The sequence below is a fragment of the Flavobacterium adhaerens genome (genome assembly GCF_040045115.1).
Taxonomy (GTDB): Bacteria; Bacteroidota; Bacteroidia; order Flavobacteriales; family Flavobacteriaceae; genus Flavobacterium; species Flavobacterium adhaerens.
The window spans coordinates 419508-446364 of record NZ_JBDLZX010000001.1 but is presented as its reverse complement, the minus strand read 5'-3'; the positions used below and the strand labels follow the sequence as shown (position 1 = coordinate 446364).

Annotated in this window: 22 protein-coding genes and 1 tRNA gene; 10 read left to right on the top strand and 13 right to left on the bottom strand. The window is 32.3% G+C overall.

Going from position 1 to position 26857, the window contains the following annotated elements:
• Positions 1 to 120 precede the first annotated feature (120 nt).
• The 8 genes from ABEB18_RS01900 to ABEB18_RS01865 all read right to left on the bottom strand — a co-directional run bounded on the left by ABEB18_RS01900 (position 121) and on the right by ABEB18_RS01865 (position 11203).
• Positions 121 to 2142 carry a heavy metal translocating P-type ATPase gene (locus tag ABEB18_RS01900; RefSeq protein ID WP_348797311.1) on the bottom strand — a complete coding sequence of 674 codons (2022 nt, stop codon included), beginning with the start codon at positions 2140 to 2142 and terminating at the stop codon, positions 121 to 123.
• A gap of 42 nt (positions 2143 to 2184) precedes the next feature.
• Positions 2185 to 2898: a hypothetical protein gene (locus tag ABEB18_RS01895; protein WP_348797310.1), complete on the bottom strand. Its 714-nt coding sequence runs from the start codon at positions 2896 to 2898 to the stop codon at positions 2185 to 2187.
• A 133-nt stretch (positions 2899 to 3031) separates the two neighbouring features.
• A complete protein-coding gene (chrA, locus tag ABEB18_RS01890) occupies positions 3032 to 4168 on the bottom strand; it encodes a chromate efflux transporter (protein WP_348797309.1) in 1137 nt (378 codons plus the stop codon).
• A 54-nt stretch (positions 4169 to 4222) separates the two neighbouring features.
• A complete protein-coding gene (locus ABEB18_RS01885; RefSeq protein ID WP_348797308.1) occupies positions 4223 to 4555 on the bottom strand; it encodes a YnfA family protein in 333 nt (110 codons plus the stop codon).
• A complete protein-coding gene (locus ABEB18_RS01880) occupies positions 4552 to 5169 on the bottom strand; it encodes a class I SAM-dependent methyltransferase (protein ID WP_348797307.1) in 618 nt (205 codons plus the stop codon). Before ABEB18_RS01880 ends, ABEB18_RS01885 begins: the two co-directional genes overlap by 4 nt.
• A 10-nt stretch (positions 5170 to 5179) precedes the next feature.
• Entirely contained in the window at positions 5180 to 6448 is a 1269-nt protein-coding gene (locus ABEB18_RS01875) for an efflux RND transporter periplasmic adaptor subunit (RefSeq protein WP_348797306.1), read from the bottom strand.
• Between the two features lie 11 nt (positions 6449 to 6459).
• Positions 6460 to 10779, bottom strand: a complete 4320-nt coding sequence (locus ABEB18_RS01870) for a CusA/CzcA family heavy metal efflux RND transporter (RefSeq protein ID WP_348797305.1) — start codon at positions 10777 to 10779, stop codon at positions 6460 to 6462.
• Positions 10780 to 10876: 97 nt separating this feature from the next.
• A complete protein-coding gene (locus ABEB18_RS01865; RefSeq protein WP_348797304.1) occupies positions 10877 to 11203 on the bottom strand; it encodes a DUF6660 family protein in 327 nt (108 codons plus the stop codon).
• Between the two features lie 296 nt (positions 11204 to 11499).
• On the opposite strand from ABEB18_RS01865, the gene ABEB18_RS01860 reads away from it, so the two are divergent.
• The 3 genes from ABEB18_RS01860 to ABEB18_RS01850 are packed head-to-tail and all read left to right on the top strand — an operon-like array spanning position 11500 to position 14371.
• Positions 11500 to 12699: a di-heme oxidoredictase family protein gene (locus ABEB18_RS01860; protein WP_348797303.1), complete on the top strand. Its 1200-nt coding sequence runs from the start codon at positions 11500 to 11502 to the stop codon at positions 12697 to 12699.
• Between the two features lie 2 nt (positions 12700 to 12701).
• Positions 12702 to 13142 carry a Rieske (2Fe-2S) protein gene (locus ABEB18_RS01855; protein WP_348797302.1) on the top strand — a complete coding sequence of 147 codons (441 nt, stop codon included), beginning with the start codon at positions 12702 to 12704 and terminating at the stop codon, positions 13140 to 13142.
• Entirely contained in the window at positions 13139 to 14371 is a 1233-nt protein-coding gene (locus ABEB18_RS01850; RefSeq protein ID WP_348797301.1) for a hypothetical protein, read from the top strand. Before ABEB18_RS01855 ends, ABEB18_RS01850 begins: the two co-directional genes overlap by 4 nt.
• Before the next feature lie 20 nt (positions 14372 to 14391).
• On the opposite strand, the gene ABEB18_RS01845 is transcribed toward ABEB18_RS01850, so the two are convergent.
• From ABEB18_RS01845 to ABEB18_RS01835, 3 genes are all read right to left on the bottom strand, one after another.
• Positions 14392 to 14739, bottom strand: a complete 348-nt coding sequence (locus ABEB18_RS01845; protein ID WP_348797300.1) for a hypothetical protein — start codon at positions 14737 to 14739, stop codon at positions 14392 to 14394.
• 89 nt (positions 14740 to 14828) lie between these two features.
• Positions 14829 to 16079, bottom strand: a complete 1251-nt coding sequence (locus ABEB18_RS01840) for a site-specific integrase (RefSeq protein WP_348797299.1) — start codon at positions 16077 to 16079, stop codon at positions 14829 to 14831.
• A 272-nt stretch (positions 16080 to 16351) separates the two neighbouring features.
• Positions 16352 to 16436, bottom strand: a tRNA-Ser gene (locus ABEB18_RS01835).
• 345 nt (positions 16437 to 16781) lie between these two features.
• On the opposite strand from ABEB18_RS01835, the gene ABEB18_RS01830 reads away from it, so the two are divergent.
• The 4 genes from ABEB18_RS01830 (at position 16782) to ABEB18_RS01815 (ending at position 20426) form a co-directional block, all read left to right on the top strand.
• Complete coding sequence (locus ABEB18_RS01830) at positions 16782 to 17621, top strand: Cof-type HAD-IIB family hydrolase (protein WP_348797298.1); 840 nt, start codon at positions 16782 to 16784, stop codon at positions 17619 to 17621.
• Positions 17622 to 17732: 111 nt separating this feature from the next.
• A complete protein-coding gene (locus ABEB18_RS01825) occupies positions 17733 to 18323 on the top strand; it encodes a DUF502 domain-containing protein (RefSeq protein ID WP_348797297.1) in 591 nt (196 codons plus the stop codon).
• 147 nt (positions 18324 to 18470) lie between these two features.
• Complete coding sequence (locus ABEB18_RS01820) at positions 18471 to 19427, top strand: phosphoribosylaminoimidazolesuccinocarboxamide synthase (RefSeq protein ID WP_348797296.1); 957 nt, start codon at positions 18471 to 18473, stop codon at positions 19425 to 19427.
• A gap of 147 nt (positions 19428 to 19574) precedes the next feature.
• Positions 19575 to 20426, top strand: coding sequence for a CvfB family protein (locus ABEB18_RS01815; RefSeq protein ID WP_348797295.1), 852 nt, complete (start codon positions 19575 to 19577; stop codon positions 20424 to 20426).
• Positions 20427 to 21127: 701 nt separating this feature from the next.
• On the opposite strand, the gene ABEB18_RS01810 is transcribed toward ABEB18_RS01815, so the two are convergent.
• Positions 21128 to 21976: a DUF3943 domain-containing protein gene (locus ABEB18_RS01810; protein WP_348797294.1), complete on the bottom strand. Its 849-nt coding sequence runs from the start codon at positions 21974 to 21976 to the stop codon at positions 21128 to 21130.
• A gap of 306 nt (positions 21977 to 22282) precedes the next feature.
• On the opposite strand from ABEB18_RS01810, the gene mnmE reads away from it, so the two are divergent.
• The 3 genes from mnmE to ABEB18_RS01795 all read left to right on the top strand — a co-directional run bounded on the left by mnmE (position 22283) and on the right by ABEB18_RS01795 (position 25723).
• Positions 22283 to 23683, top strand: coding sequence for a tRNA uridine-5-carboxymethylaminomethyl(34) synthesis GTPase MnmE (mnmE, locus tag ABEB18_RS01805; protein WP_348797293.1), 1401 nt, complete (start codon positions 22283 to 22285; stop codon positions 23681 to 23683).
• A gap of 238 nt (positions 23684 to 23921) precedes the next feature.
• Positions 23922 to 25181: an NAD(P)/FAD-dependent oxidoreductase gene (locus ABEB18_RS01800; protein ID WP_348797292.1), complete on the top strand. Its 1260-nt coding sequence runs from the start codon at positions 23922 to 23924 to the stop codon at positions 25179 to 25181.
• Between the two features lie 125 nt (positions 25182 to 25306).
• Positions 25307 to 25723, top strand: a complete 417-nt coding sequence (locus tag ABEB18_RS01795) for a hypothetical protein (RefSeq protein ID WP_348797291.1) — start codon at positions 25307 to 25309, stop codon at positions 25721 to 25723.
• Between the two features lie 67 nt (positions 25724 to 25790).
• On the opposite strand, the gene ABEB18_RS01790 is transcribed toward ABEB18_RS01795, so the two are convergent.
• Entirely contained in the window at positions 25791 to 26531 is a 741-nt protein-coding gene (locus ABEB18_RS01790; protein ID WP_348797290.1) for an acyl-[acyl-carrier-protein] thioesterase, read from the bottom strand.
• Positions 26532 to 26857: the final 326 nt, after the last annotated feature.

The window sequence follows — 26857 nt, the reverse complement described above, 5'->3', positions numbered from 1 at the left end:
TGTTTGAATTACTAGTATTGTAAAAAATTATTCGTTAATATTTTTATTTGTAATTAAAAAATTCCTGCTTAAATAGTTCTATTTAAGCAGGAAAGTGATTATTTTGAGGTTATTATTTTTTTAAAATTTCATCCTCTGAATTCTAATTGCGTTCAAGATAGCCAACATTGCCACACCGACATCTGCAAATACGGCTTCCCACATTGTGGCTAATCCTCCTGCACCAAGGACTAAAACAATTGCTTTTACGGCAAATGCCAAAACAATGTTCTGATAAACAATTTGTTTGGTCTTTTTACCGATACTTATAGCTGTGAATATTTTATAAGGTTGGTCGTTTTGAATAACAATATCTGCCGTTTCAATAGTGGCATCACTTCCTAAACCTCCCATTGCAATTCCGGCATCAGCAAGAGCAACAACAGGCGCATCATTAACACCGTCGCCAACAAAAGCAATTTTTAAGTTTTGAGATTTTAATTCCTCTACTTTCTCTACTTTGTTTTCGGGTAATAAATCCCCATAAGCCTGATCTATATTTAATTCTTTGGCAACAGCATCTACAACGGCTTGTTTGTCTCCCGAAAGCATAACTGTTTTTACATTAATGCTGTGCAAACTTTGAATGGCTTGTTTTGCATCCTCTTTGATTTCGTCAGCAATTAGAAAGTAGCCGGCATATTTTTGATTGATGGCAATAACGATTATTGTAAAAGGTGTATTGTCAATTTCAGCATCATAACTGATATTGAATTTCTTCATCAGTTTTACATTTCCTGCTAGAATTTCGTTTCCATCTACTTTTCCTTTTAGCCCGTGTCCTGCAATTTCTTCTACATCGGTAACGGTTGCATTTTTTTCAGAACCTTTGGCATATTCAATAATAGCTGTTCCGACAGGATGTGTTGATTTGGTTTCGAGTGCCGAAGTATATTTAATTAAATCGTCTTCGGAAATACCAACGGCTACAACTTTTTGAACTTTGAAAACACCTTTGGTCAGCGTTCCTGTTTTATCCATTACAACTACTTGAACAGATGCCATTATATCGAGAAAACTTGAACCTTTGAAAAGAATTCCGTTTTTACTAGCTGAACCGATTCCACCAAAATATCCTAACGGAATTGATATTACTAATGCACAAGGACAAGAAATAACCAAGAAAACTAATGCTCTGTACAACCAATCTCTAAATACATAATTATCAACAAAAAGTATTGGAAGTAAACAAATTGCAATTGCTAAAAACACCACTATTGGCGTGTATATTTTAGCAAATTTTCGAATAAATAATTCAGTAGGTGCTTTCTTGGCTGTGGCTTCCTGAACCATTTCCAATATTTTAGATAGTTTACTATCGGTATAAGCTGTCGTCACTTCGACTTGTATAACAGTATTTAGATTAATCATTCCGGCAAGAACGGTTTCTCCTTTTTGTTTCGTATCAGGTTTACTTTCCCCTGTTAAAGCAGATGTATTTAAAGAAGCACTATCTGAAATCAATTTTCCGTCAAGAGCTAATTTTTCTCCTGGTCGTAATTGGATGATTTCTCCAATGGTAATTTCTGATGCTTTTTTGGTAGTTTCGTTTCCTTCCTTGATTACTGTAGCCGAATCAGGTCTTTGATCCAATAATAATTTGATATTCTTTTTTGCTCTTTGCACTGCCAATGTTTGAAATACTTCTCCAATGGCATAAAACAACATTACAGCAACGCCTTCGGGATATTCGCCAATAGCAAATGCTCCAATAGTTGCAATACTCATTAATAAGAATTCTGAAAATATTTCGCCTTTGCGAATGCTTTCAAAAGCTTCTTTAATTACAGGAAAACCTACTGGAATATAGGCTACAATGTACCAAACAATTCTAACCCAACCTGTGAACCAAGTTTGTGGAAAATAGTTGTCAAAACCAATAGCAATAAGTAATAATGCAAAACTTATAATTGCCGGCAAGAACATTTGTAAGGTAGATTGGTTTGTTTGTGAATGGTCGTGACCATCATCGTCAGAATGGTTTTCTGGTTCATTGTGAGTAGAACAGCATCCCGTTTGTTTGTCTGTTTTACTATTTATTTTTTCTTCCAAGGTGCAACAAAGCTGTTTGCCGTTTGCATCGTATTTATGTTGATGTTCCATAACAGTTATTTTGTTTTATGTTAAACAGAATCAGTAAATTATTTAATCTACGTATAAAGTTAACGCATATTTGTACCTGCTGTTATCAAAGGGTTTACTGTTGTATTCTCCTTTAATCCCATCTTTATAATCTACATCTATAATAAACATACCTTTTGAATTTGGTATGGTGAAAAAACCATTTTTATCTGTTTTTACTTCTTCCGATTTACCTTTATCATTAGTAATTGATATTGATTTATTTGCAAATTCTTTATTATCGAGAACTAATTGGTAGTTTTCTTTTTTAACGATAATATCTATTTTGCTTGTTTCAAAATTTGCTAGTTGTGATTTTTTTACCTTTCCAACATTATAATTTACTTTTAAGTTTTCAAAAGGTCTAATAATTCCCAAGCCGTGTTTTGTCCAATCTTGAACTGCTCTTGAATTTTCTTTCATCATTATAGTGTAAATTCCATCGCTAGTTGGAACAAAACTTGCTTTGAAGCAATTGCTGTCTTTTTGCAAAATCAAATCTTGTTTTACTCCTTTTGCATCCAAATAATAGGCAGTAAACGATTCCATATTTTTAAAGAAATGTTCTTTGCTTTCTCTCAATCCCTTTTCAAATTCCCCAAAATATAAATATACCGTGGCTGTATCATTTACTTTGCCATTGCCTTTTACTTCAAGCCAATACGAATGTGCGTTTGCATTTATACAAAAACCTATCATTGTGCATAAAAGAATTATTTTTTTTGTTAACTTTTTCATTGTTCTTCGTTTAAAATGTTGTTTTTAAATTAATTATTTATTCTTTCTTCGAGTCTGCAACACAGCTTTTTGCCGTTTGTATCGTATGTATGTTGATGTTCTATAATACTATTTAATTCTACTTTTAAAGTAATCAGCTTCCTATTAGTGTGAGTGAATAACCAATTAATGAGCCTCCTAAAACTATAAAAGCACTGTTTATTTTCCGATGTCTAAATGTTATTGCAATACTTAAAACTGCAATGAAAATTGTCCTCCAATCTGTAATAGTTTCTTTTCCCATATCAAAACAAACTGCTACAATGATGGCAACGGAAGCAACATTCACTGCGTCAAGAAAAGCAGAGAATAGTGTTGAGTTTCGCATTTTCTTTACGATTGGATTTATCAATGCAACAAATGCAAATGAAGGCAGGAATATGGCAATTGTAGAAACAATTGCTCCCGACCAACTGTTGATCTGATAACCGATAAATGTTACCGAAGAAAAAACAGGTCCCGGAGTGAATTGTCCCACCGCAATGGCATCAATTAATTGTTGTCTTGTTAAAAGTCCTGTTGACACTAATTCGGTATCAAGGAATGCGAATAATACATAACCGCTTCCGTACAGTATGGAACCAATTTTCAGGAAAATCCAAAACAGGCTTGCATTGGTTGCAGAAAGCAGGGTTGTATTGGAGATTTGTAATAAAGTTAATGGTATAAAACTGTTGCTGTTGTTTTGCTTATTGTTTCGCAAATAAGCCAAAAGCAACGCAAAAATCCCTGCTCCAAACATCAGGTATATTTCGCTGATATTGAACAATGAACCAAATAAAACAAGCAGACCAATGATGATGAGTTCTGTTGATTTCAAAGATTTTTTTGCCAAAGGAAAAATTGCACCAAGAATTATAGCGATAATAGCAGGTTTTATTCCGTAAATAAAAGGTTGCACTTCGGGAAGTTGTCCGTATTGTTTGTATAGCCACGCAAAAATTCCTGTGATGAAAACAGCAGGTAAAATGAAACAAAGTCCTGCCATAATTAAACCTTTCCAACCGCCTTTTTCATATCCAATATGAATTGCCATTTCGGTACTGTTTGGTCCGGGAATCAAATTTGTAGCACCAATTAGATCAAGGAAATGCTGTTCTGTAAGCCATTGCCTTTTTTTTACTACTTCTTCCTGCATCATTGCGATATGCACGGCTGGACCACCAAAACCAATGATGCCCAATTTTAGAAAAAGTTTGGTTATGTCTATCAAATTTGCTTTATGTTCCATTTTTGTCAAAATTTTATTCTCTATCTAATTAAAATATTAGTTATCGAAATTTTGTTATTTTCGTGGCATAAATAAAATAACTGCTATACCAATGAGTATTATTGCAGTTCCTATCCAATCGTATTTGTCTGGTTTGAAATTGTCAATCTTCCAAGCCCACAATAGCGCCATAACGATGAAAATACCTCCATATACAACATAAGATTTTCCGAAAGAGGAAGTTTGCAAAGTCATTACGTATCCATATAAAGCAAGAATTATTGCTCCTGTAACACCATACCAAACGGATTTTTCTTCTTTCAGCCAAAGCCAAACAAGATAACCTCCGCCAATTTCACATAAACCTGCAAGAATAAAATAGACTGTAATTTTTATAATTGAAATCATATCGTTTTTTTAAATCCACAAAATTGAAAATTTTGAATTGTATCAAATGGAGTAATGTGATTTTCAGTAAAGCATTTTATAACTTCAAAGTTTTCTTTAAAAGTATTTTTCATCGAAATTTCAGAATATTGCTTTATTTCTAATCCGCTACATTTCAAAGGTCCATTTTCAGAAAAAGTTCCTAATAAGAAATTTCCATTCAGAGCGATTGTACTTTCAACTAAAGCTACATATTTGCTACTACTTATTTCATCTGTCAAAAAATGAAAAACAGCTCTGTCGTGCCAAAAATCAAATTTTATATCGGATTTGAATTCGGTTATGTCTGAAACAATCCAATGTATCAAATTGGCTTTTTCTCCTAATCTATTTTTAGCTTTTTCTAATGCTACTGCTGAAATATCCAAAACCCAAATGTTTTGATAGCCTTTTTCTAATAATGCATCTACGAAATTACTATCGCCACCACCAATATCAATGATATTGGCAGTTTTGGATAGGTTCAAGCTTTCTAAATAGTTAATTGAAGAAGTAGGATATTCTTGTGTCCAACTTACTTCGTTTGGATTTTTGGTTGTGAAAACATTTTCCCAATGTGATTTTTTATTTTCCATAATACAATTATTAATGTTCGTGTTCTCCGCCACCTTTCATAGCAGAAAGTAAATAAAATGCACCTTTTATTACAATTTTTGCATCGGCAGGAATTTCCTCAACAAATTTTACTTCGGTATATCCTAAATCGGTTGTTCCTGGTATAACTTCTATTGCTTTGAAATGAATTTCGTTGTGTCCTTCTTCTTCGCCTGCAGTTTCTTCAGAGTGTGCTTCGCCTTCTTTGTGCTCGTGAGCTTCAGGTTTTTTAGTTGTAGCTTTTTCTTGGTGTTCTTCCTGAATGTAAACAAAGTATTTTTCGCCATTTTTTACTACAGCATCTTTAGGCAGGGCAGGAACAGTAGCGTTTTTAATATTGATATTGGCAGAAACATACATTCCGGAAATTAAATCTTTGGAATCAGCCGGATTAATTTTGGCGTGAACTGCCACTGTTTTACTTTCATTTGAAAATGATTTATTAATACCAAATATTTTTCCTTTAATGGATTTATTGCCTTGGTTCGTTAGGATAAAGTCTATAGTTTGTCCAACAGCAATATCTCCTAAATCTTTTTCATAGACATTCAAATCCAAGTGCATTTGGCTATTATCGACCACTTCAAAAAGCGTTATTCCTGTTTCGGCAAATGCCCCTTTGGCAATGCTGATTTTTCCAACATAACCCGATATTGGCGAAACTATTGGCACCAAACTTGATCCACTTGTACTCATATTCAAAGCTTGCAATTTATTTTTTGATGCTTTTGCTCTCGCTCTTTCAACAGCTAATTTTGCTTTTACTTCCTGAAGTACTTTTCTAGGATTTACATCTTCGTCGCTTAATGTTTTCTGACGATTGTATTCTAATTGCAGGTATTCAATATTGGCAATAGCCGAATTATAATCTTCCTGCATTTCAACAACATCTAAGTTTTGAATGGTTGCTAATACCTTTCCTTTGTTTACATACGTGCCTTCAAGAACTAAAATATCCTTAACCGTTCCGCCAATTAAGGTAGAAACATTCGCCATATTTTGAGGTGGAACTGTAGTATAACCGTTGGCTTTTATTACCAAATTAAGGTTTCGGTTTTCTAAAGAACCTGTTTGAATACCAACCGTTTTGTATTGTACAGCAGTTAATGCTACTTCATTTTCTGATTTTTCTTCTTCGTGACCGGCTTCTTCGGTTTTCTTTTCTCCACAAGAAGTAAGAAGTAAGAGGCAAGAGGTAAGAAGTAAGAATGTGGTTTTAATCTTGATATTTGAAATTGTATTTATCTTTATATTTTTCATCGTTGGAATTATTAATTGTTAGAAATAGATGGGAATTGCAATTGAATAGCACTTTGATTGTACAAATTGGTCGCTTCGGCATTTTGTTTTTTGATATCGATAGCCTGATTCAAAAAACTGATGTATGACCAATAACTCATATCGCCATTGGCATAGCTTTTTTGAGCCGTAGCAATAATTTGTTCTGCATACTGTAAGCCTTCCTTTTGATAATATTCTAATGCTTTTTGTTGTTTTTCAAAATCATTTTTCAATTCCTGCATTTTCAATTTCAAAGCCAATTTATTTTTGTCTAATTCTAATTGTGATTGTGAAATACTAATGGCTGATGCTTTGGCTTTAGCTGAATTTACACCTCCAAATAAAGGAATTTGCAAACCTGCGGTAAATCCTTGAAAATAGGCTTTAGTATCAATTGTTTGTGCAAAATAACCCAATCCTAATTTTGGTGTTCTCAACGCTTTAAATGTGTTGGCTTCTTTTTCATAGACCGAAATTTGTTGCGTGTAATAATCCGTTACCAAAGTTTCTACTTTTGATTGGTTTTCATTCTTTTGAATTGAAAATTGCATTGGTGTTGCACTATCCGGCACAATATTGTCTTCGGTTTGAATGAAAAACTGCAATTGTTTTTGGTAAATGGCTAAATCAAATTCGAGTTGCGCTTGTTGGGTCTCAATTTCTTTTGATTTTGCTTTGGCACTGATTACTTCAATTTTTCCGCTTTCGCCTGTTTCAAAACGGAGTTCTGCATTCTTTAGAAACTTTGAATAAATGGCCAATAAGTCTGCATTTAGTTTTTGGATAGAAATACCATATAAATATTGATAGTAGGCGAGTGTTACTGCTTTTTCAATTTCATATTCCGATAATGCTTTTCGCTTTTCAGATAATTTTACCAATTCTTCCTGTAATTGTCGGTTGGCTTTTGTAATCCTTCCAATTGGGAAATATTGTTGTACTGAAACATTATGATCATAATCAGCACTATTGAATTGTCCGCCCTGGTATTGCACCTGCAAAGGATCAGCTTGAAATGCTGTCTTTTTCAACACCGTTTGTTTTTCAATTTCTTTATCGGCAATTTTTAAATCAATGTTATTGGTTTTTGCCATTTCGATTGCTTTTTGCAATGAAATAGATTGACCATTTTGAGCAAAAGAAAAACTGCTTATCAATAAAATAATTGAGGTAACGAATGTTGTTTTCATTTTTTTTCTTCCTTTAATTCCTTTTTCAAATAGTAAATAGAGAATAGGTAAAACGATTAATGTCAATAATGTGGCTGATATTAATCCGCCAATAACTACGGTTGCTAACGGTTTTTGTACTTCGGCACCACCACTTGTTGACAACGCCATTGGCATAAACCCTAAAGAAGCTACAGAAGCTGTCATTAAAACGGGGCGTAAACGTGTTTTTGTACCAATTAGAACCCTTTGCAGAGGATCGGTTATTCCTTCAGCTTTCAGCTGATTAAAATAGGAAATCAATACAATTCCGTTCAATACTGCGATTCCAAACAAGGCTATAAATCCAATTCCTGCCGAAATACTAAAGGGCATTCCTCGCATCCACAAGGCAAAAACACCACCAATAGCCGATAACGGAATAGCTGAAAATATTAATCCTGCTTGTTTGATACTATTGAAAGTAAAAAACAACAAAACCATTATTAAACCTAATGCAATAGGCACAGCTACGGAAAGTCTTTTGGAAGCTTCAATCAAGTTTTCAAATTGCCCACCGTAGGTTACATAATAACCCGCTGGAAGCTTGAAATTTTTGTCTAATTTTTGTTGAATTTCTTCGACAACACTTTGTATGTCCCTACCACGAACGTTTAGCCCAACGGTAATTCTGCGTTTACCATCTTCACGAGAAACCTGAACAGGACCTTGTTCGTAAGAAACGGTTGCTACTTGTGACAGCGGTACTTGCTGTCCGTTTGGTAGCGGAACAAATAGGTTACTTACATCGGTAATATCAGTTCTGCTATTAGCATCCATTCTTACTACTACATCAAATCTTTTGCTTTGTTCGTAGATTTTACCGGCACTTTCTCCTGCAAATGAAGAGCGGATGATTTGGTTGATATCCGTAATATTCAAACCATATAAGGCAATTTTATTGTAATCGTATTTTACCGTGATTTGCGGTAAGCCTGTTACTTTTTCCGCTTTTAAATCTCCAATACCTTCAATACTTTTTACTTTTGAAATCAATTCGTTTGCTTTGGCATCCAAAATTTCTAAATCATCCCCGAATATTTTAATGGCAATATCACTTCGGCTTCCTGTCATTAATTCGTTAAATCTCATTTGGATTGGCTGTGAAATTTCGATATTAGCACCTGGAATGGCTTCCATTTCTTCTTTCATTGCATTTGCTAGATCTTCCCAATTGTCATATTCGCCTGTCCATTCGCTTTTGTCTTTTAGAACGATAATTAAATCGCCACTTTCAATAGGCATTGGATCGGTTGGGATTTCGCCACTACCAATTTTGGCAACAATGGTTTTGATTTCCGGGAATTTTGCTTTTAGAATTTTTTCGTATTCTGTGGTTGTTTTTACCATTTGCGAAAGCGAACTTCCTGTCATAATAGTAGCATTAAGTGCTAAATCTCCTTCCTCAATTGTTGGAATGAATTCGCCACCCATATTTTGAAAAACAACTATTGCCAAAACAAATAATCCTAATGAAATTGCTAAAACGGCTTTTTTCAAGCGTAACGTTTTTTCTAAAAAAGGAGTATAAATTCCTTCGAACCAAGCCATCATTCTATCACTAAAATTTGCTTTGTGTTCTGTCTTTTTCGATAAGAACATTGCACTCATCATCGGCACATAAGTCAAAGAAAGTATAAAAGCTCCAATTACTGCAAATCCTACAGTCATTGCCATTGGTTTGAACATTTTTCCTTCTGTTCCAACTAATGCTAATATTGGCAGATAAACAATCAGAATAATTATTTCTCCAAAAGTTGCGCTATTTCGGATTTTTGAAGCTGATTTATATACTTCGCTATCCATTTCTTCTTGGGTTAAATCCTTTTGTCTTTTGAGTTTTTGTAAATGATGCATTGTAGCTTCAACAATAATTACTGCACCATCTACAATAATTCCAAAATCGATTGCCCCTAAACTCATTAGATTTCCGCTGACACCAAAAGCATTCATAAGTATAACGGCAAAAAGCATTGCCAATGGAATAACAGAGGCTACAATTAGTCCGGCACGAAGATTTCCAAGAAATAAGATCAGTACAAAAATTACGATTAATGCTCCCTCCAATAAGTTTTTGGTAACTGTACCAATAGCATTATCGACTAATTTTCCTCTGTCAATAAAGGCTTCGGCGACAACACCTTCAGGCAGGCTTTTGTTTATCTGAATCATTTTTTCTTTGATTCTATCGACAACAGCACTTGAATTTTCGCCTTTAAGCATAAGTGCCATTCCACAAACTATTTCTCCTTTACCATCTTTGGTAGAAGCACCATAACGTAATGCTACACCTTCGCGGACTTCTGCTACATTTCGAACTAAAATTGGCGAACCATTTTTATTTGTAACGACAACATTCTCTAAATCCTTGATACCGCTAGCCATTCCAACCCCACGAATAAAATAAGAATATTGGTCTTTCTCAATATAAGCTCCTCCTGTATTTTGGTTGTTTTTTTCTAAAGCATTAAAAATATCGGTAATGGTAACTCCTAAACTGTTTAGTTTGTTGGGATTAATTGCCACTTCATATTGTTTTAATTTTCCTCCCCAAGTGCTTACTTCGGCAACACCTTCAACACCTTGTAATTGTGGAGTAATAATCCAATCCTGAATGGTTCGTAATTTTACGGCATCGTATTTATCTTCATAACCTTTTTTGGCATATACATCATATTGGTATATTTCTCCAAGACCTGTAGAAATTGGACCTAATTCGGGAGACCCGGCATAAGCCGGAATGTTTTCTTCAGCTTGTTTTAAGCGCTGAAATATTTGCTCTCTTGCCCAATAAATATCTACATCATCTTTGAATACTACTGTTACAACTGATAATCCGAAACGTGAGATACTACGCAATTCGATTACTTTAGGAATGGTTTTTACAGCTTGTTCAAGCGGATAGGTTATTAATTGCTCTACTTCCTGACTTGCTAATGTTGGTGCAGTAGTAATAATCTGTACCTGATTATTGGTAACATCCGGCAAGGCATCTAGTGGTAAATTTTTAATAGAATAACTTCCCCAAGCTATAAGTACAAGGGTGAATAAGAGTATAATGAACTTGTTCTTTATACTAAATTGTATGATTTTGTCTAACATTGAAAATATTATAATGAATTAGAAATGAGCAAATAGAATATTTGCCATTATTTGTGGAAAGCCCACAACTTTCTAACCCGAAATTACTCGGGCATCATTATGCTATTTGAGGCGGTTGCCAAATACTTCCGTAGAAATTGGAAGAAAAAATGGATTTGTAAGTAGGTAATTGTGTTTTGATACCTTCCAAACGAATTGGAAAGTCAATAATTATAGATTGAGAGTAACTTGCCATTTGTGAACCACAACAACTGCAAATACAAAATGGCGAACACAAATCTTTTTCTTTATCGTGAGAATGTTTTTCGTGGTTTGAAGCAAACTCTGTTTGAGTATGTGTAGCACTATTGACTTCCATATCTGCACAAGGCATACACGAAAGTATTAGAAAAACAATTGATAATATGATGTTTGTAAGTTTCACTGCTGTAAAAGTAGCAAATAATTATTTAAAATGAATATTAAAATAGTGCATAATCTTTGCCACTATTCCTAATATCAAGATTGAGCACACTAGAGTTATCATTATAACACGAATAACAGTGTATGCTGTAATTGGTTTTTTCTTTACAATCTTTTTCTTTTTTATTTTTTGTGTTTTTGCCATTTGATATTTAATTATTTAACAAATGTAATAGAATTACACTTTAAAATATTTCTCAATATGTATTACTGTTCTAAATATTTATTTAGTTTTGCCTAAAAATAATATTTATAGTAATGAAAAATAAATTTTCGAAAACACTTTTAATAATAGGCTCTCTTTTTATTGGATTAACATCCTGTGAGTCAACCTACACAGATATCCCCGCTGACGAGAAAGTTTTAGATGGAACTGTAGAAGGATTAACACAAGAAGAATTAGCTCGTTTTTTAAAAGGTGACAAGGCATTTAATGAGGTATTCACTCGAGAAACAGGACTTGGTCCTACATTTGTTGCGACAAGTTGTATCAGTTGTCACGCCGGTGACGGTAAAGGACATCCTTTTACAACACTTGTCCGTTTTGGACAAATTGATGAAACAGGGAATTTATTTCTTCATAAAGGTGGACCACAATTACAAAACAGAGGGTTACCTGGATTCATTCCTGAACAAATCCCTACCGGAGCTACTTTTTCAAAATTTACACCACCTGCAAATACTGGCTTAGGATTCATCCAATTTGTTACTGATGCTGATATCTTAGCAATGGCAGATCCTAATGACAGTAATGGTGATGGAATTTCAGGGATTCCAAACTGGATAGACATCCCTGATTTTGTAATACCTTTTTCAAGTGCAATTTCTCAAAACGGAAAGTATATAGGTCGTTATGGTAAAAAAGCATCAGCTCATAGTTTATTGCATCAAACAGCAAACGCCTACAATCAAGATATGGGGATAACATCCGTATTCCGACCTATTGATACTTATACCAATCTGGAAATTGACCCTGAAGTAGCTACAAGTACCGTAAATGACGTTGTTTTTTATTTGCAAACATTAAAAGCTCCTGTGCAACGCAATCCAAATGATGCTGTTGTAAAACAGGGTGCAACTGTTTTTAATCAAATCAATTGTACTGGTTGTCATAAATCTGAATTAAAGACAGGATATTCGCCTATTAAAGCCCTTTCCAACAAAACCTTTGCACCTTATACCGATTTACTTTTACACGATATGGGAACAGGTTTAGATGATAGTTATACTGAAGGAAGTGCCAAAACTTTTGAATGGAAAACACCTGCACTTTGGGGAATTGGTCTTTCTGAAAACTCACAAGGGGGTAATTATTTCCTAATGCACGATGGAAGAGCAAGAAGTATTGAAGAAGCAATAATTATGCACGGCGGTGAAGCAAAAAATAGTAAAAATGCGTTTGAAAATCTTTCACAATCCGATAAAAATGCAGTATTAAAATTTATAAAATCATTGTAATTATGAATAGAAAAGAATTTTTAAAAGCCTGTGGTTTTGGCTGTCTTGCAGGATTAGCAGGCGCATCATTGTTACAAAGTTGCAGTTCTTCCCAAGTTCATTCAAAGGAAATTAAAGGGTCGGATATTTTAGTTCCTATTTCTGATTTTGAAATAAAAAAAGACCGGGAAACAACGTATAAAAAATATATCATTATTCAAAATGAGCTATTAAAATCGCCTATTTGTATCTATCGATTTGGTGCTACTGATTATACAGCTATCCTAATGGCTTGTACACATCAAGGAGCAGAATTACAAGTTTTTGGAGACAAGCTTCAGTGTTCGGCTCACGGAAGTGAATTTAGCAATAGAGGTATTTTAGAAAGCGGACCTGCAGATGAAGACTTGAGAAAATTTCCAATAGTAATTGAAAACAACATTTTAAAAATATCCCTGAAATGAGATTAAAACCAACTTATATTTCCCTTTTTGTATTTCTGTTTAGTTTAACTTCTTTTGCTCAAATTGATCCGAGTTTATTAAAAAGAATCCCAAAAGATACTGTGAAAAACATTCTGAATATGGATGCTTTATACAATAGACCTGCATTGAATATCAATAAAACACCAATATCTATTGGGGGTTATTTAGAAATGAATTGGCAAAAAATGACAACGGATGGAATTTCAGAAGGACATCAATTTCAAGCAAGAAGATTATCTATTTTTATGTCATCAGCCATTAGTAAACGAGTAAAATTTTTAAGTGAAATAGAATTCGAGGATGGAGGGAAAGAAATTGCCATAGAATTTGCCTCTGTAGATGTAGAGTTTCATCCGTTGGTTAATTTAAGAGCTGGAATAATTTTAAATCCAATAGGTTCTTTTAATCAAAATCACGATGGACCAAAATGGGAATTTACAGACCGACCTATATCATCAACTCAAATGTTGCCCGCTACTTTTAGTAATGCCGGAGCTGGTTTTTTTGGAAAAAAATATACTCAAAATTGGATGTTTGGTTATGAGCTTTATTTATCTGGAAACTTTGATGACTCTATAATTGAAAATGCTGAAAACAAAACATTTTTACCTGAAGCAAAGAAAAATCCCGAACGATTCGAAGAAATAAATAGTGGTGAACCTTTATTTACAGGGAAGTTGGCTGTTAGAAATAATAAAATAGGGGAGCTTGGAGTATCTTATATGAAAGGAATTTATAATAAGTTTCAAGAGGATGGAATTGTTATTGATGAGAAAAGACGTGTCTCTGTTTTTGCTTTAGATTTTAATACAACGATTCCAAAAACAAAAACATTTATCACAACGGAATTTGCCTGGATTAATGTTGATGTTCCCGAAACCTATTCTCAACAATTTGGGAATAAGCAGTATGGTGGATTTATGGATATTGTGCAACCTATTTTAAAGAAAACTATTTTAGGCTGGGAAAATGCTGTATTGAATGTTGCCTGTCGTTTAGAATATGTAGACTGGAATGTTGGAACTTTTAATGAAACAGGTGGAAATATAGGGGAAGATCTTTGGAGTGTAATGCCTGCAATTAGTTTTAGACCAACTTCCCAAACAGTGATTCGATTTAATTATCGTTATCAAAAACAACGAGATATTTTTGGAAATCCGCCTGCTATAACAGACGGAATGAGTTTGGGGATTTCTTCTTATTTTTAGAAATAAGCATTTTCATATTATTAATTCTTATTTATTGGGAAGATTGAAACTTTATATCTTCCCAATCTTTTATTTTGAAAAAAACCTTTAATGATTAAAGCATCTTCATCTATGTCTATATTTTGATACGGTGTTAAAAAAACTGTCGGATAAAAATTCACATCAAAATCCTTAAAAATAATAACTATACATTCTCGATTATAATTATTGAAAGATATTATCACATCACTATAAACATTCGTGTTTCTTCTTCCTGTTCTAAAATTACATTTGCTTTTTAAATGAATATTTGAATGATTTACACGTAGATTATTATTATCTATAAATTCTCTTAGTACATCTAATTCGGGTGAAAAGTTATCGGGCATTTTAATTTAGTTTTGTTATTGCAATAATAAACTATATCTATAAGTATATTCTGTAAAAATATAATAATTTTTATAAATCATATACGATTTTAATTATTAACTGTTTTTAGTTCTTTTGGCAGATTTATAGAATTAAATTTTTCTTTTAATATCCTCATATCCTCACTTACTTTTTTATCAAGAACCTTTGCATAATGCTGAGTGGTACGAAGATTTTTATGTCCAAGCATTTTACTTACACTTTCAATCGGAACACCATTTGTGAGCGTTACAGTCGTTGCAAAAGTATGTCGGGCAATGTGGAAGGTTAATTCTTTTTCAATCTCGCAAACGCCCGCTATTTCTTTTAAATAGGCATTCATTTTTTGATTACTCAAAATGGGAAGTAGTTTATCTTGATTATTGCTTTGAGGGTGGTCTTCGTATTTATCAATAATCATTTGAGTAACTGGAAGTATTGGAATTTTGGAAGCTGATTCGGTTTTTTGTCTGTGGGTAAATATCCATTTCTCACCATCAATGCCGATGCTTATATGCGATTTTGTTAAGTTTTTGACATCAATGTATGCCAAGCCTGTAAAACAGCTAAAAAGGAAGATATCGCGTACTAGTGATAATCTTTCAGTTTTTAAATCTTTATTAATGATACTTTGAATTTCGTCTTCAGATAAATAAACCCGTTCCACTTCCTTAACTTTCGATTTATAGTTTGCAAACGGATTTTTGTCTAACCAATCATTGGCCAAACACAGCTTGATTATTTTATTGAAATTTTTGAGATATTTCACAGCTGTATTATTGGCGCAGTTCCTAACACTTCTTAACCAAAATTCATAATCAGTTACAAAGGCGTGATCTATTTTGTTTATCTCAATATCCGAAACTTTATATTTCCATTGCAAGAATTCAATGGTATGGCTCAACGAAGTTTTATAACGTTCTAATGTTCCTGGTGCATATTCTTTGCCTACCAATTCTTTTATTTTGTTATTGTGGTCCTGGAAGATAGGAATTAGCATTCGTTGGCGTTGTTCCGTTCCTAATAATTTTTCTTTGAAATTTTCAATCGATAGATTCTCATTTCGGTGAATTAATTCCATTTGTGCATTGAAAACTTTCGTTTTCATCAAATCAAGGTAACTATTAATTGAACGTGCTTCTTCGGTTGTGCCTTTCATTTTAGATAGTTCTGAAGACCATTTGGATTTTTCGACAAACTTCTTAGTACTAAATTCTAATCGTTTTCCATCAACAGTTAAGCGCACATAAATTGGGAGTAGTCCTGTTGCATTGGCTTTTGTGCTTTTAGCATAAAAATGCAAAGTGATTTTTGTTTTCATAGTGGTGACCTTTTAATTAGTATTCAATTTAGATTCTAAATCAATATCAAACAAGATGTTCAAATACTAAACCTGTTGTTGAACAAGTGATTGAACAAGTTGTTTGAAACTTTTAAGAGGTTTAGCGAGACCCTAATTTTTGAAATTTTTAGGGTCTCGATTTTATCTCTTAAGAAATAAGATTAAATGAATATTTTGAATAGTGCATAAAAGAAAAAACCCCGTAAATCATAAGATTTACGAGGTTTTGATTGCCTTTGCTTTTCAGCTCGCGGAGAAAGAGGGATTCGAACCCCCGGACCTGTTACAGTCAACAGTTTTCAAGACTGCCGCATTCGACCGCTCTGCCATTTCTCCAGTATATCGCTATCATTTTCTGATTGCGAGTGCAAATATAGAAGGTTTTTTTAGAAAAAAAAAACTTTTTTACATCAACTATGAGTGTATTTTTTATTAATAAAATCAACAGCTTAACAATCATTGGTTTATTGAATAAAAAATTTCTAGATCACTTCATTAGGGATACTTACTTCTCAACTTTTGAGACTGATTGGATTGGTAATATGTCTAAATTATAAATAAAAACACCATTTTGAGAGTAATTAAGTTAAGATATAGATATAATAAAGTTAAAAACGATTGATTACAATGTGACTTTTTGGGTATGTTCCTGAAATGGAATAAATTTGAAAAAGATTAAAAATGAAAATGAATACAATGTTGAAAAAAAAAATTAAAGTGGTGATAAGTGATTTAGATGGGACTCTGCTTAATTCAGATCATGTAGTTTCCAATTACACCAAAGCAGTTTTTAAAGAATTACACAAACAAAATTATTTAATTATTGTAGCTACTGGTCGCCATCATATTGATGCAATGGCTATAATTGATAAGTTGGATTTCCCAGTTTATTTAGTAACCTCTAATGGCGCAAGAATACATTCTCCTCAAAAAGAACTTTTGTATTCATTGAATATGAATGGCGAATCCGTAAAAGCTGTTTTGTCTTTAGGTATAGATCCTGAGATCACAACAGTTTTATTTAGAGAAACTGTTTGGCAAACTTCCAAAGTAAATAAAAAATTGAACGATTTCCAGAAAGATTTAGCATATCCTCCTCAGGTTGTCGATTTTAGTACTTTAGATGATTACAATGCAATCAAAATATTTTTTACCCATGACGATCATCAAAAATTACTGAAACTAAGAGAGCAAATTTTACAGTATTATCCAAATGAGTTTAGTTCTGCATTTAGTTTGCCAATTTGTTTGGAATTTATGGATAGATCGGTAGATAAAAGCGTTGCTATTTCTAAAATATTAGAAAAAGAAGGTTTTGTTTTTGACGAAACTATTGCCTTTGGTGATGGTTTTAATGATGAAAAAATGCTAAGTGCTTCAGGATTAGGATTGATAATGGGGAATGCTCCTGAGAGTCTAAAAAATAAATTATCTCATTTAAAAGTAATTGCAGACAATAATGAAGATGGTGTAGCAAAATTTATTTTGACCAATATATTAGAAAAGGAATTTGTTGTTTAGAACAGTTGTATTTAGTTTGAAGAAATTTTGCTGTTTTAACAAAAAAAAACTACTTTTAACAATTTAATTAATTAAAAATCACCCTATTGTGTTTTGTTAAAATGTTAATTTATGAGCGGAGTTTGGGATAAAATAGAAAAAAAACTTGTTTCAGGACTAGTATTATTGTTGCCAATATTGGTGTTTATAGCTGTTTTACAAAAATTTTGGAGCTTTTTCCAAAAATACGGAGATAAAGTAGCAAAGCTATTTCATCTCGATAAAATATTAGGAGAAGTTGCTAAAGATCTTTTAGGTGGATTCTTTTTGTTGTTATTGATTTATTTAAGTGGATATTTAGTAACGTTAGCGTTTTTTAAATCTTTTAGCGATTGGATAGATGATAAATTAATGGTTTTTATCCCTGGTTATGAAAAACAAAAAAAGATTGCAGAAGCAAAACTAAACAGTCGAACTTCAACAGAAAAGCCAATACATGTTCCAATTTTATTCAAGATGGGTGATTATTGGCAACCTGGTTACTTAATAGACGAAAGTGATGACGGAAATGTAGTGGTATATTTACCAGTCGCTCCAAAAAAAGATAGTGGCCAAATTTATATAGCAACTCTAAATGATATAAAAAGATTGTCAGAAACAACAATTGGAGAGTTGGATAATTCAATTAAAAATTTAGGAAAAGGAATGTTAGATTTTAAATAAATTTGTTTTTTAAATAAAATCAAGGGTTTTCTATAGAAAGAATTCCCTTTTTTTATTTTTATTAGTACTCTTGTCATTTTCATTGTGTAACTCATTGAAATAGTTTTAAATTTGCAACCATATAAATCAACAATACAACATAGCATAATGGGTAATACAATCACAACTACCAATTTTAATTTTCCAAATCAAAAATCAGTATATAGAGGAAAAGTTAGGGAAGTTTACAATATAAACGATGATTTACTTGTAATGATTGCCACCGATAGGCTTTCGGCTTTTGATGTGGTTTTACCAAAAGGGATACCTTATAAAGGGCAAATCTTAAATCAAATTGCAACAAAATTTATGGAATTGACCCAAGATATCGTTCCAAACTGGTTGATAGCAACTCCAGATCCAAGTGTAGCTGTTGGTCATTTATGTCAGCCATTCAAAGTCGAAATGGTGATTCGTGGGTATTTGTCTGGACATGCCGCTCGAGAATATGCCGCTGGTAAAAGACAACTTTGCGGTGTGACTATGGCAGAAGGTTTAAAAGAAAATGATAAATTCCCTGAGCCAATAATTACGCCAACAACCAAGGCAGATAATGGTTCGCACGATGAAGATATTTCACGTGAAGATATTTTAGCAAAAGGAATTGTTTCTGAAGAAGATTATTTGGTTTTAGAAAAATATACTCGAGCATTGTTTCAAAGAGGAACAGAGATTGCAGCTAGTAGAGGTTTGATTTTGGTAGATACTAAATATGAGTTTGGTAAAACCAAAGATGGAGAAATTGTTTTGATTGATGAAATACATACTCCAGATTCTTCTCGATATTTTTATTCTGAAGGTTATCAGGAAAGACAAGAAAAAGGAGAAGAACAAAAGCAATTGTCAAAAGAATTTGTTCGTCGTTGGTTAATTGAAAATGGTTTTCAAGGGAAAGAAGGACAACAAATACCTGAGATGACAGATGCTTACATCGAAACGGTTTCGGATAGGTATATCGAATTATTCGAAAATATTATTGGCGAAAAATTTGTTAAGGCTGATATTAGTGACATCAACAATCGTATCGAAAAAAATGTTTTAGCATTCTTAGACGAAAATAAATAATTTTTTAAAAAATAGTTTCAAGCCATAATTCAAATCTCGATTTATGGCTTTTTTTATTGTATTTGTAAAAGATCATCTTAAGGATCTTGCTGTAATCTTTGTACATTTGCAATCTAAAATGTCTAAAAGACAAAGAATTTAAACAAAATGATTGAAATAGGAAAATATAATACATTAACTATATTACGAGATACCAAAGTTGGTTTGTTTTTGGGAAATCCAGAAAAAGATCCAGAAGGTGTGCATGATATTCTTTTGCCTAATAAATATGTTCCAAATGTTTTTGAGATAGGGGAGGAGATAACCGTTTTTGCTTATCTGGATCATGAGCAAAGGCCTATTGCTACAACTTTGGAACCTTATATCTTATTGAATGAATTTGCACTTTTGCGTGTAAATTATATTAACCAAATTGGTGCTTTTATGGATTGGGGGATGGAAAAAGATATTCTGGTTCCGTTCAAAGAACAAGCACGACCAATGGAAAAAGGCAAACGCTATTTGGTTTATTTATACTTGGATAAGAAGACAAATCGTTTGGTTGCATCCAGCAAATTAAATCAATTTTTAAAGAATGATATTCTTACTGTAGAAAAAGGAGAAGAAGTTGATTTGATCGTTTCTCATATAACAGAGCTTGGAATTAATGTTATCATAAATGAAAAACATAAAGGGCTTTTGTATAAAGATGAAGTTTACGATGATTCGATTCGAACAGGAGATCGTATGCGAGGTTTTATAAAAAATATCAGGCCTGATAATAAAATAGATGTTGCTTTACAAGTGCAAGGATATCAAAGCATAGAGCCTAATGCCGAAAAAATTCTTGATGAATTAAGAGCAAGTAGAGGTTTCTTGCGTCTAAATGACGATTCGCATCCAGAGGATATAAAAACAGTACTCAAAATGAGTAAGAAAACTTTTAAAAAAGCTATTGGAGCTCTTTATAAGGAAAAACTAATTGAAATAAAAGACGACGGTATCTACTTGGTTAAATAAAAAAAAGAAAGACTAATTAATATTAACTAGTCTTTCTCTTTTATTTTTGTTTACAGCCTATAGCTGAAACAAAATAAACTCTTTTTTCATTCAAAAAGTAAGTTCTATCCCATCCTAATACTATGAGTATATTTATACCAGTATTAATGTTTACTAATTACTTTTATGAATGGTTGTCTATAAGTCTAAGTCTTTGATTAAATAAGCTAAAGCAAATTTCACATTACGACCATTGGTTATATATACATTGAAAGTTTACATTCTTTATACAATTCATTATGTCTCTCAATAATGTTATTGGGATGTAAAGCTTTTCCTGAACCCTTAGGTGTTACTTTTTAGCGATTGCTTTTTTTGATCAATCACTTCTCTTATTGGCTTGTATTTTGAAATAGTCTTTTTGAAAATTATATAATTTAAAAACATCAAAATAAAAGCGACAACAATTTCTAAATTACTCAAAAAAATCGTTTTTATAAGTTAATAAATAAGTGAACAATCTGTGCTAATCATTAATGTTAACTAATGATAGTTTTATTGGTAATGGGTTGACTAGCAGATTTAAAATTAAGAATTATTTCTAGTAAGAGATGTTAAAAATCAATTTATTTTTAAATTTTAACGCTTCTCTTTGGAGTTTTTTTTTGAATGAAAGAAATAATTTAATAAAATAAAAGCTACTGTATTAAAATATATATAATTTAGAATTGCATATTAAAATTTAATCCCCAAATTGCCTTGTTTGCTCCTTGATCGAAACCTACAGGGGCAAGGTTTAATTGTGTTTGGGTTCTTTCTTTGTAGCCGAAACTGTCCAATAAAGTATTGAATGGGTCAATTAATAATAACGATGTGTATCCTAAAAATCTAGATTTCAAAACTCTTCTGTCGTGTCTCAAAATGCTTTTTTTGGCATAAAAGAAACCTTCACCCACAACAGATCCCAGTACAGGAGTGATGATAAGGTCTTGAATCGAAGGGACTTCAGCAAATGCTTCTATACCATATTCCCAAAAAAATGTTGACATGATAGCCGAATAACCAAAAGATTCTAATATTGTAAAACCGCTACTTCTAGCAGTCATATAGTAAACTCCTCCAGAATAAGGATGGGTTATGTAGTTAAGAACCCAATCGTCGTCGTCCCAAACAGGACCGGCTTTTACGTTCTCTTTCCATTTCCATAAAATTCCTTTTTCTTTGATTTCTTCTTTATCCCAATTACTTACGCTTTCTGGCAATGCCCATAATATTCCAAATGAGATTACAGCAGCTCCTAAATACATAGAGGAACCAAGTCCTAATCTTTTCCAGTCTCTTTGTGTAGGAGGATAAACGGCCCCACTTTTTAAAGTTAGAGTGCTATCGGTATATTTTAGCATATCAAAATTGTACTCTTGCTCTATTTGAGCATCTGAATAAGCTATAGAGTTTTGGGTAAGAAATTGTGGGATTTGAGGTTTTAGAGTGTCTTCTGTTTGTTGGCCAAAAAAAATATTTGTTGAAAATAAAACCAATAAAGTGTATAAAACGGTTTTTGATAGACTCATTTTAGATATTATAAACGATTGAATGGATCCAAGTTTGTGATCCGAAATTTTGATTTATGTCTGATTTGTGATTAATGAATTAATACTTGACTTAAGTATATTCAAAAAAATGATGGCGCAAATATAGGTAATTAATTAGGATAGATTTTAGTTTTTTTAAGGATAATCTTAAATTAATGATTGTGTAATCTACTAATGAAATTTCAATAATAGAACAGCTAACAGAAGTATCTTGTAAACCTTCGGATATATTAAAAACGTAAAAGACTTAATAGTTTTGCTTACTTTTGCATAAATTTTCAAGATATGATTCAAAACGATTCCATTGTAGCCTTAGCCACTCCATCTGGTGCGGGAGCCATTGCCATTATTCGTGTTTCGGGTGAAGATGCTATTGTGATAGCCAATTCAGTTTTTAAATCCATTAAAAATAAAGATTTAACAAAACAGAAAACACACACTTTGCATTTAGGACATATTGTGGATAATGAAAAAACATTGGATCAGGTTTTGGTTTCTATTTTTAAAAATCCAAATTCCTATACAGGGGAGAACACTGTCGAAATTTCTTGTCACGGTTCGACTTATATTCAGCAACAAATCATTCAATTGTTATTGCGAAAAGGTTGCCGAATGGCCGATCCTGGAGAGTTTACTTTACGAGCTTTTTTGAATGGGAAATTAGATTTGTCTCAAGCCGAAGCAGTTGCAGATTTGATTTCTTCGGATAATGAAGCTTCGCACCAAATTGCCATGCAGCAAATGCGTGGCGGTTTCTCTAACGAAATTGCCAAACTTAGGGAAGAGCTCCTAAATTTTGCTTCTTTGATTGAACTCGAATTGGATTTTGCCGAAGAAGATGTAGAATTTGCTGATAGAACTCAGTTTAACGAACTTATTAACCGAATCGAATTTGTTTTAAAACGTTTGATTGATTCGTTTGCTGTGGGTAATGTGATTAAAAACGGAATTCCAGTTGCTATTGTAGGTGAACCAAATGTAGGGAAATCGACTCTGTTGAATGCCCTTTTAAATGAAGAACGAGCCATAGTTTCGGACATTGCTGGTACAACCCGAGATACCATTGAAGACGAATTGGTTATTGGCGGAATAGGTTTTCGATTTATTGACACAGCAGGAATTCGAGACACTATAGATGTGGTGGAAAGCATCGGAATTCAGAAAACTTTTGAAAAAATAGAACAAGCACAAGTAGTACTTTATCTGTTTGAGAGTTTAAAGTTTAAGGTTCAAAGCTCTGAATATATTATTGAAATTGAAAAAATTAAAAACAAATACCCTTTAAAACCTTTAATTGTAGTTATTAATAAAATTGATTTGTTGACTGAAGATGAAATTACCGCAATTTCTCAACAACTTAAAATATTAAACATTACACTTCAAACTATTTCAGCCAAACAAAATATTGGTGTTGATGATTTGAAAAATAAGCTGTTATCATTTGTAAATACTGGAGCTTTACGAAATAATGAAACTATCGTCACAAACACAAGACATTATGATTCATTACTAAAAGCTTTAGAGGAAATACAAAAAGTGAAGTTTGGTCTTGAAACCAACTTATCCAGCGACCTGATGGCTCTTGATATTCGTGAGGCTTTGTATCATTTTGGAATGATAACTGGTCAAGTTACTAATGATGAATTACTTGGGAATATTTTTGCTAATTTCTGTATCGGGAAGTAAATCTGTTTTCTTTATATTTTCTTCTACAGTTAAATTATGAGATTTACGTTTGTAGAGCCACAAAAATTAAAAAAATTCTTAAGCAATTAAGGAGTTTTTTTTATAGTATTTTGAGTTTACTATTTTTTTACAAAAAGCAAACAGTTTTCAAGTTAATCTTGTGAAAACCAAGTCAATATTTTATCTTTGAGAATCACTGATAGTTTAATTTTAAATTAAACCTTATAAAATTGTCAATATGAAAATAGTAATTATAGGTGGGGGATTTGCAGGTATAAATTTTGCCAAAGAACTTGCCAATTATAAGGGAATCGAAGTGATTCTTGTAGATAAAAATAACTATAATTTCTTTCCACCTCTTATATATCAAGTAGCTACGGCTTTTTTAGAACCTTCTAGTATTAGTTATCCTTTTAGGAAATTTTTTGCAGGTAAAAAAAACCTGCAATTTCGTTTAGGAGAATTAATCAAAGTTGTTCCTTCTGAAAACAAAGTAATTCTCAATAACGGTGAATTGGATTATGATCATTTGGTTTTTGCAACTGGTGCCGAAACGAATTTCTTTGGTATGGAAAATGTCAAAAAAAATGCAATCCCAATGAAAACACTCAATGATGCCATCGAGATGCGAAATGCATTATTGAAAAATCTTGAAAAAGCAGCCATTTGCAAAGATATTCGAAAACGAAGAACTTTATTGACAATAGTTGTAGCTGGTGGAGGCCCAACAGGTGTTGAAGTTTCTGGAATGTTTGCTGAAATGCGTAAAAGTATTTTGTTGAAAGAGTATCCAGAGCTTGAAACCACAGCAAGTAATATTTATTTAGTAGATGGTGGCGAATCATTATTGTCTCCCATGAGCGAAGATTCCCAAAACGACACTCTTGATGCTGTAACAAAGCTTGGAGTAATTGTTAAGTTAAATACTCGTGTGATTGATTACAAAGATGATATAGTGTATTTTGCAGATGGAAATACAATAAAGACAAAGAATTTAATTTGGGCAGCTGGTGTTTCGGCAAAAGTTTTCGAAGGAATACCGTCCGAAAGTTATGGCGGAGGTAAGCGAATGATCACCGATGGTTATCAAAAGATAGCTGCTACTGAAAATATTTATGCTATTGGAGATACTTCAATACAGTTTGATGATGTAGCGTTTCCAAAAGGACATCCTCAACTGGCACAAGTTGCAATTCAGCAAGGGGTTAATTTGGCTAATAATTTTAAATTATTACTTCAAAACAAAGCGTTAAAGCCGTTCAGATATAAGGATAAAGGTTCAATGGCTATTATTGGTAAAAATAAAGCAGTAGTCGATTTGCCAAAACCCAAAATGCATTTCAAAGGTTTTTTGGCTTGGATGATTTGGCTGTTTGTACATTTAATGTCATTGATTACCTATCGCAATAGATTGAATACTTTTTACCATTGGATGATCGCTTATTTGTCAAAAGATCAATCTTTGCGAATGATTATTAGACCAGATAAAAAATCCTAGAACGATTGTTTTTCTGTTTACATAATTTTAAGAAAGGGTTATAACATTGCCACTTCTTTGAGTATTTGTTAAATTTTAGCTCTATATTGCTTTATAATTTTAATAGAATTAATAAAAGCAATATTATGAGAAAGTACATTTTATTATTGAGTTTTGTAATAACAACAGCTTCATTTGCACAGAATATTATATCCAAAAATGAAAATGCAAATGTTGCTCAATATGAATTATTAAAAAAGGTCAACGAATATTATCCTGATATTTCATTAAGCGAAAAGGTTGTTAATTTTTATATTGAGGATAAAATAATAGATACCAAACAAAACTTTGATATTAAAGGAACAAAATTTACAACCTATACGTTGAGTATTGATCCAGATAATAAAAAAGTTTCATTTGAATTTGTGTCTAAAGAAGATGGTAGAATTTTTGGTGAAATTAATGTTTTTAAAGGAAATTATCTTAGAACGACTTATAATGAAAAATTGTCTCAAATTGATGTTATGATGAATGGGAAAAGTGTTTATCAAAACAAACTTTAATCATTGTAGGTTTAATAGTCAAAATTGATACAAATAAAAATAGCTTCGAAAATGATCGAAGCTATTTTTATTTCCAGTTAACTTGTAAAGCATAACACGTTTTATCGTCTTTGGTGATGCTAAAAACTACATCTTTTTCGTTGACGCATTCATGTATTATCACTTTATCTTTTAATGAAAGTTCTTTGAGGAAATTCATTTCTAGGCTTTCAATTTGCTGTGACATAATTTTAGTCTCCTCAACAAGGTCTAAACACCATTCTAAGTATTTTACATTGTTGACATGATTTACAATATCGATGTCTGATAAAGAGACTGTTTTTTCGAAAATTATTTCTTTTTCCGAAGGCAGATTTATTTTTGAAAACCCTATTTGGGTAGCTCTCATTTCTGGATACAACTCAAAATGTTCGTAAGGGAGTGCTAATGGTTCTGGTCTGCGGATTTTGGTATTGAAAACCGCCCAAAATGTTTCGACACCAACAATTTTTTTTCCATTGACAGACATTTCTAATGCTCTTACAGAACGTGAATTTTCTAATGAATTTATCCAAGTTTTTACCGTTACAACATCACGCCATTTGGGTAAATCTGATATTTCGATTCGCATTCTACTCATAACCCAAGCTTGGTCAAATTCCTGCATATCAGTAAAACTAATACCTCCAACTTCGGAGTGGGCAGCAGCGGTTAATTGCAATAAATTACACAACTCCGTATATTTTAAATAACCATTCGGATTGCATTGCGTAAAATTGATTTCCCAGTCTTTACTTAAAACTGATGTGAAATTGGGAGATATTGGCATATAAATAATTATGAATTATGAATTATGAATTATGACTTATGAATTATGACTTATGAATTATGACTTATGAATTATGACTTATGACTTATGAATTATGAATTATGAATTATGAATTATGAATTATGAATTATGAATTATGAATTATGAATTATGAATTATGAATTATGAATTATGACTTATGACTTATGACTTATGACTTATGACTTATGAATTATGAATTATGAATTATGACTTATGACTTATGACTTATGAATTATGAATTATGAATTATGAATTATGAATTATGAATTATGAATTATGAATTGCGATTTATGACTTATGATTTA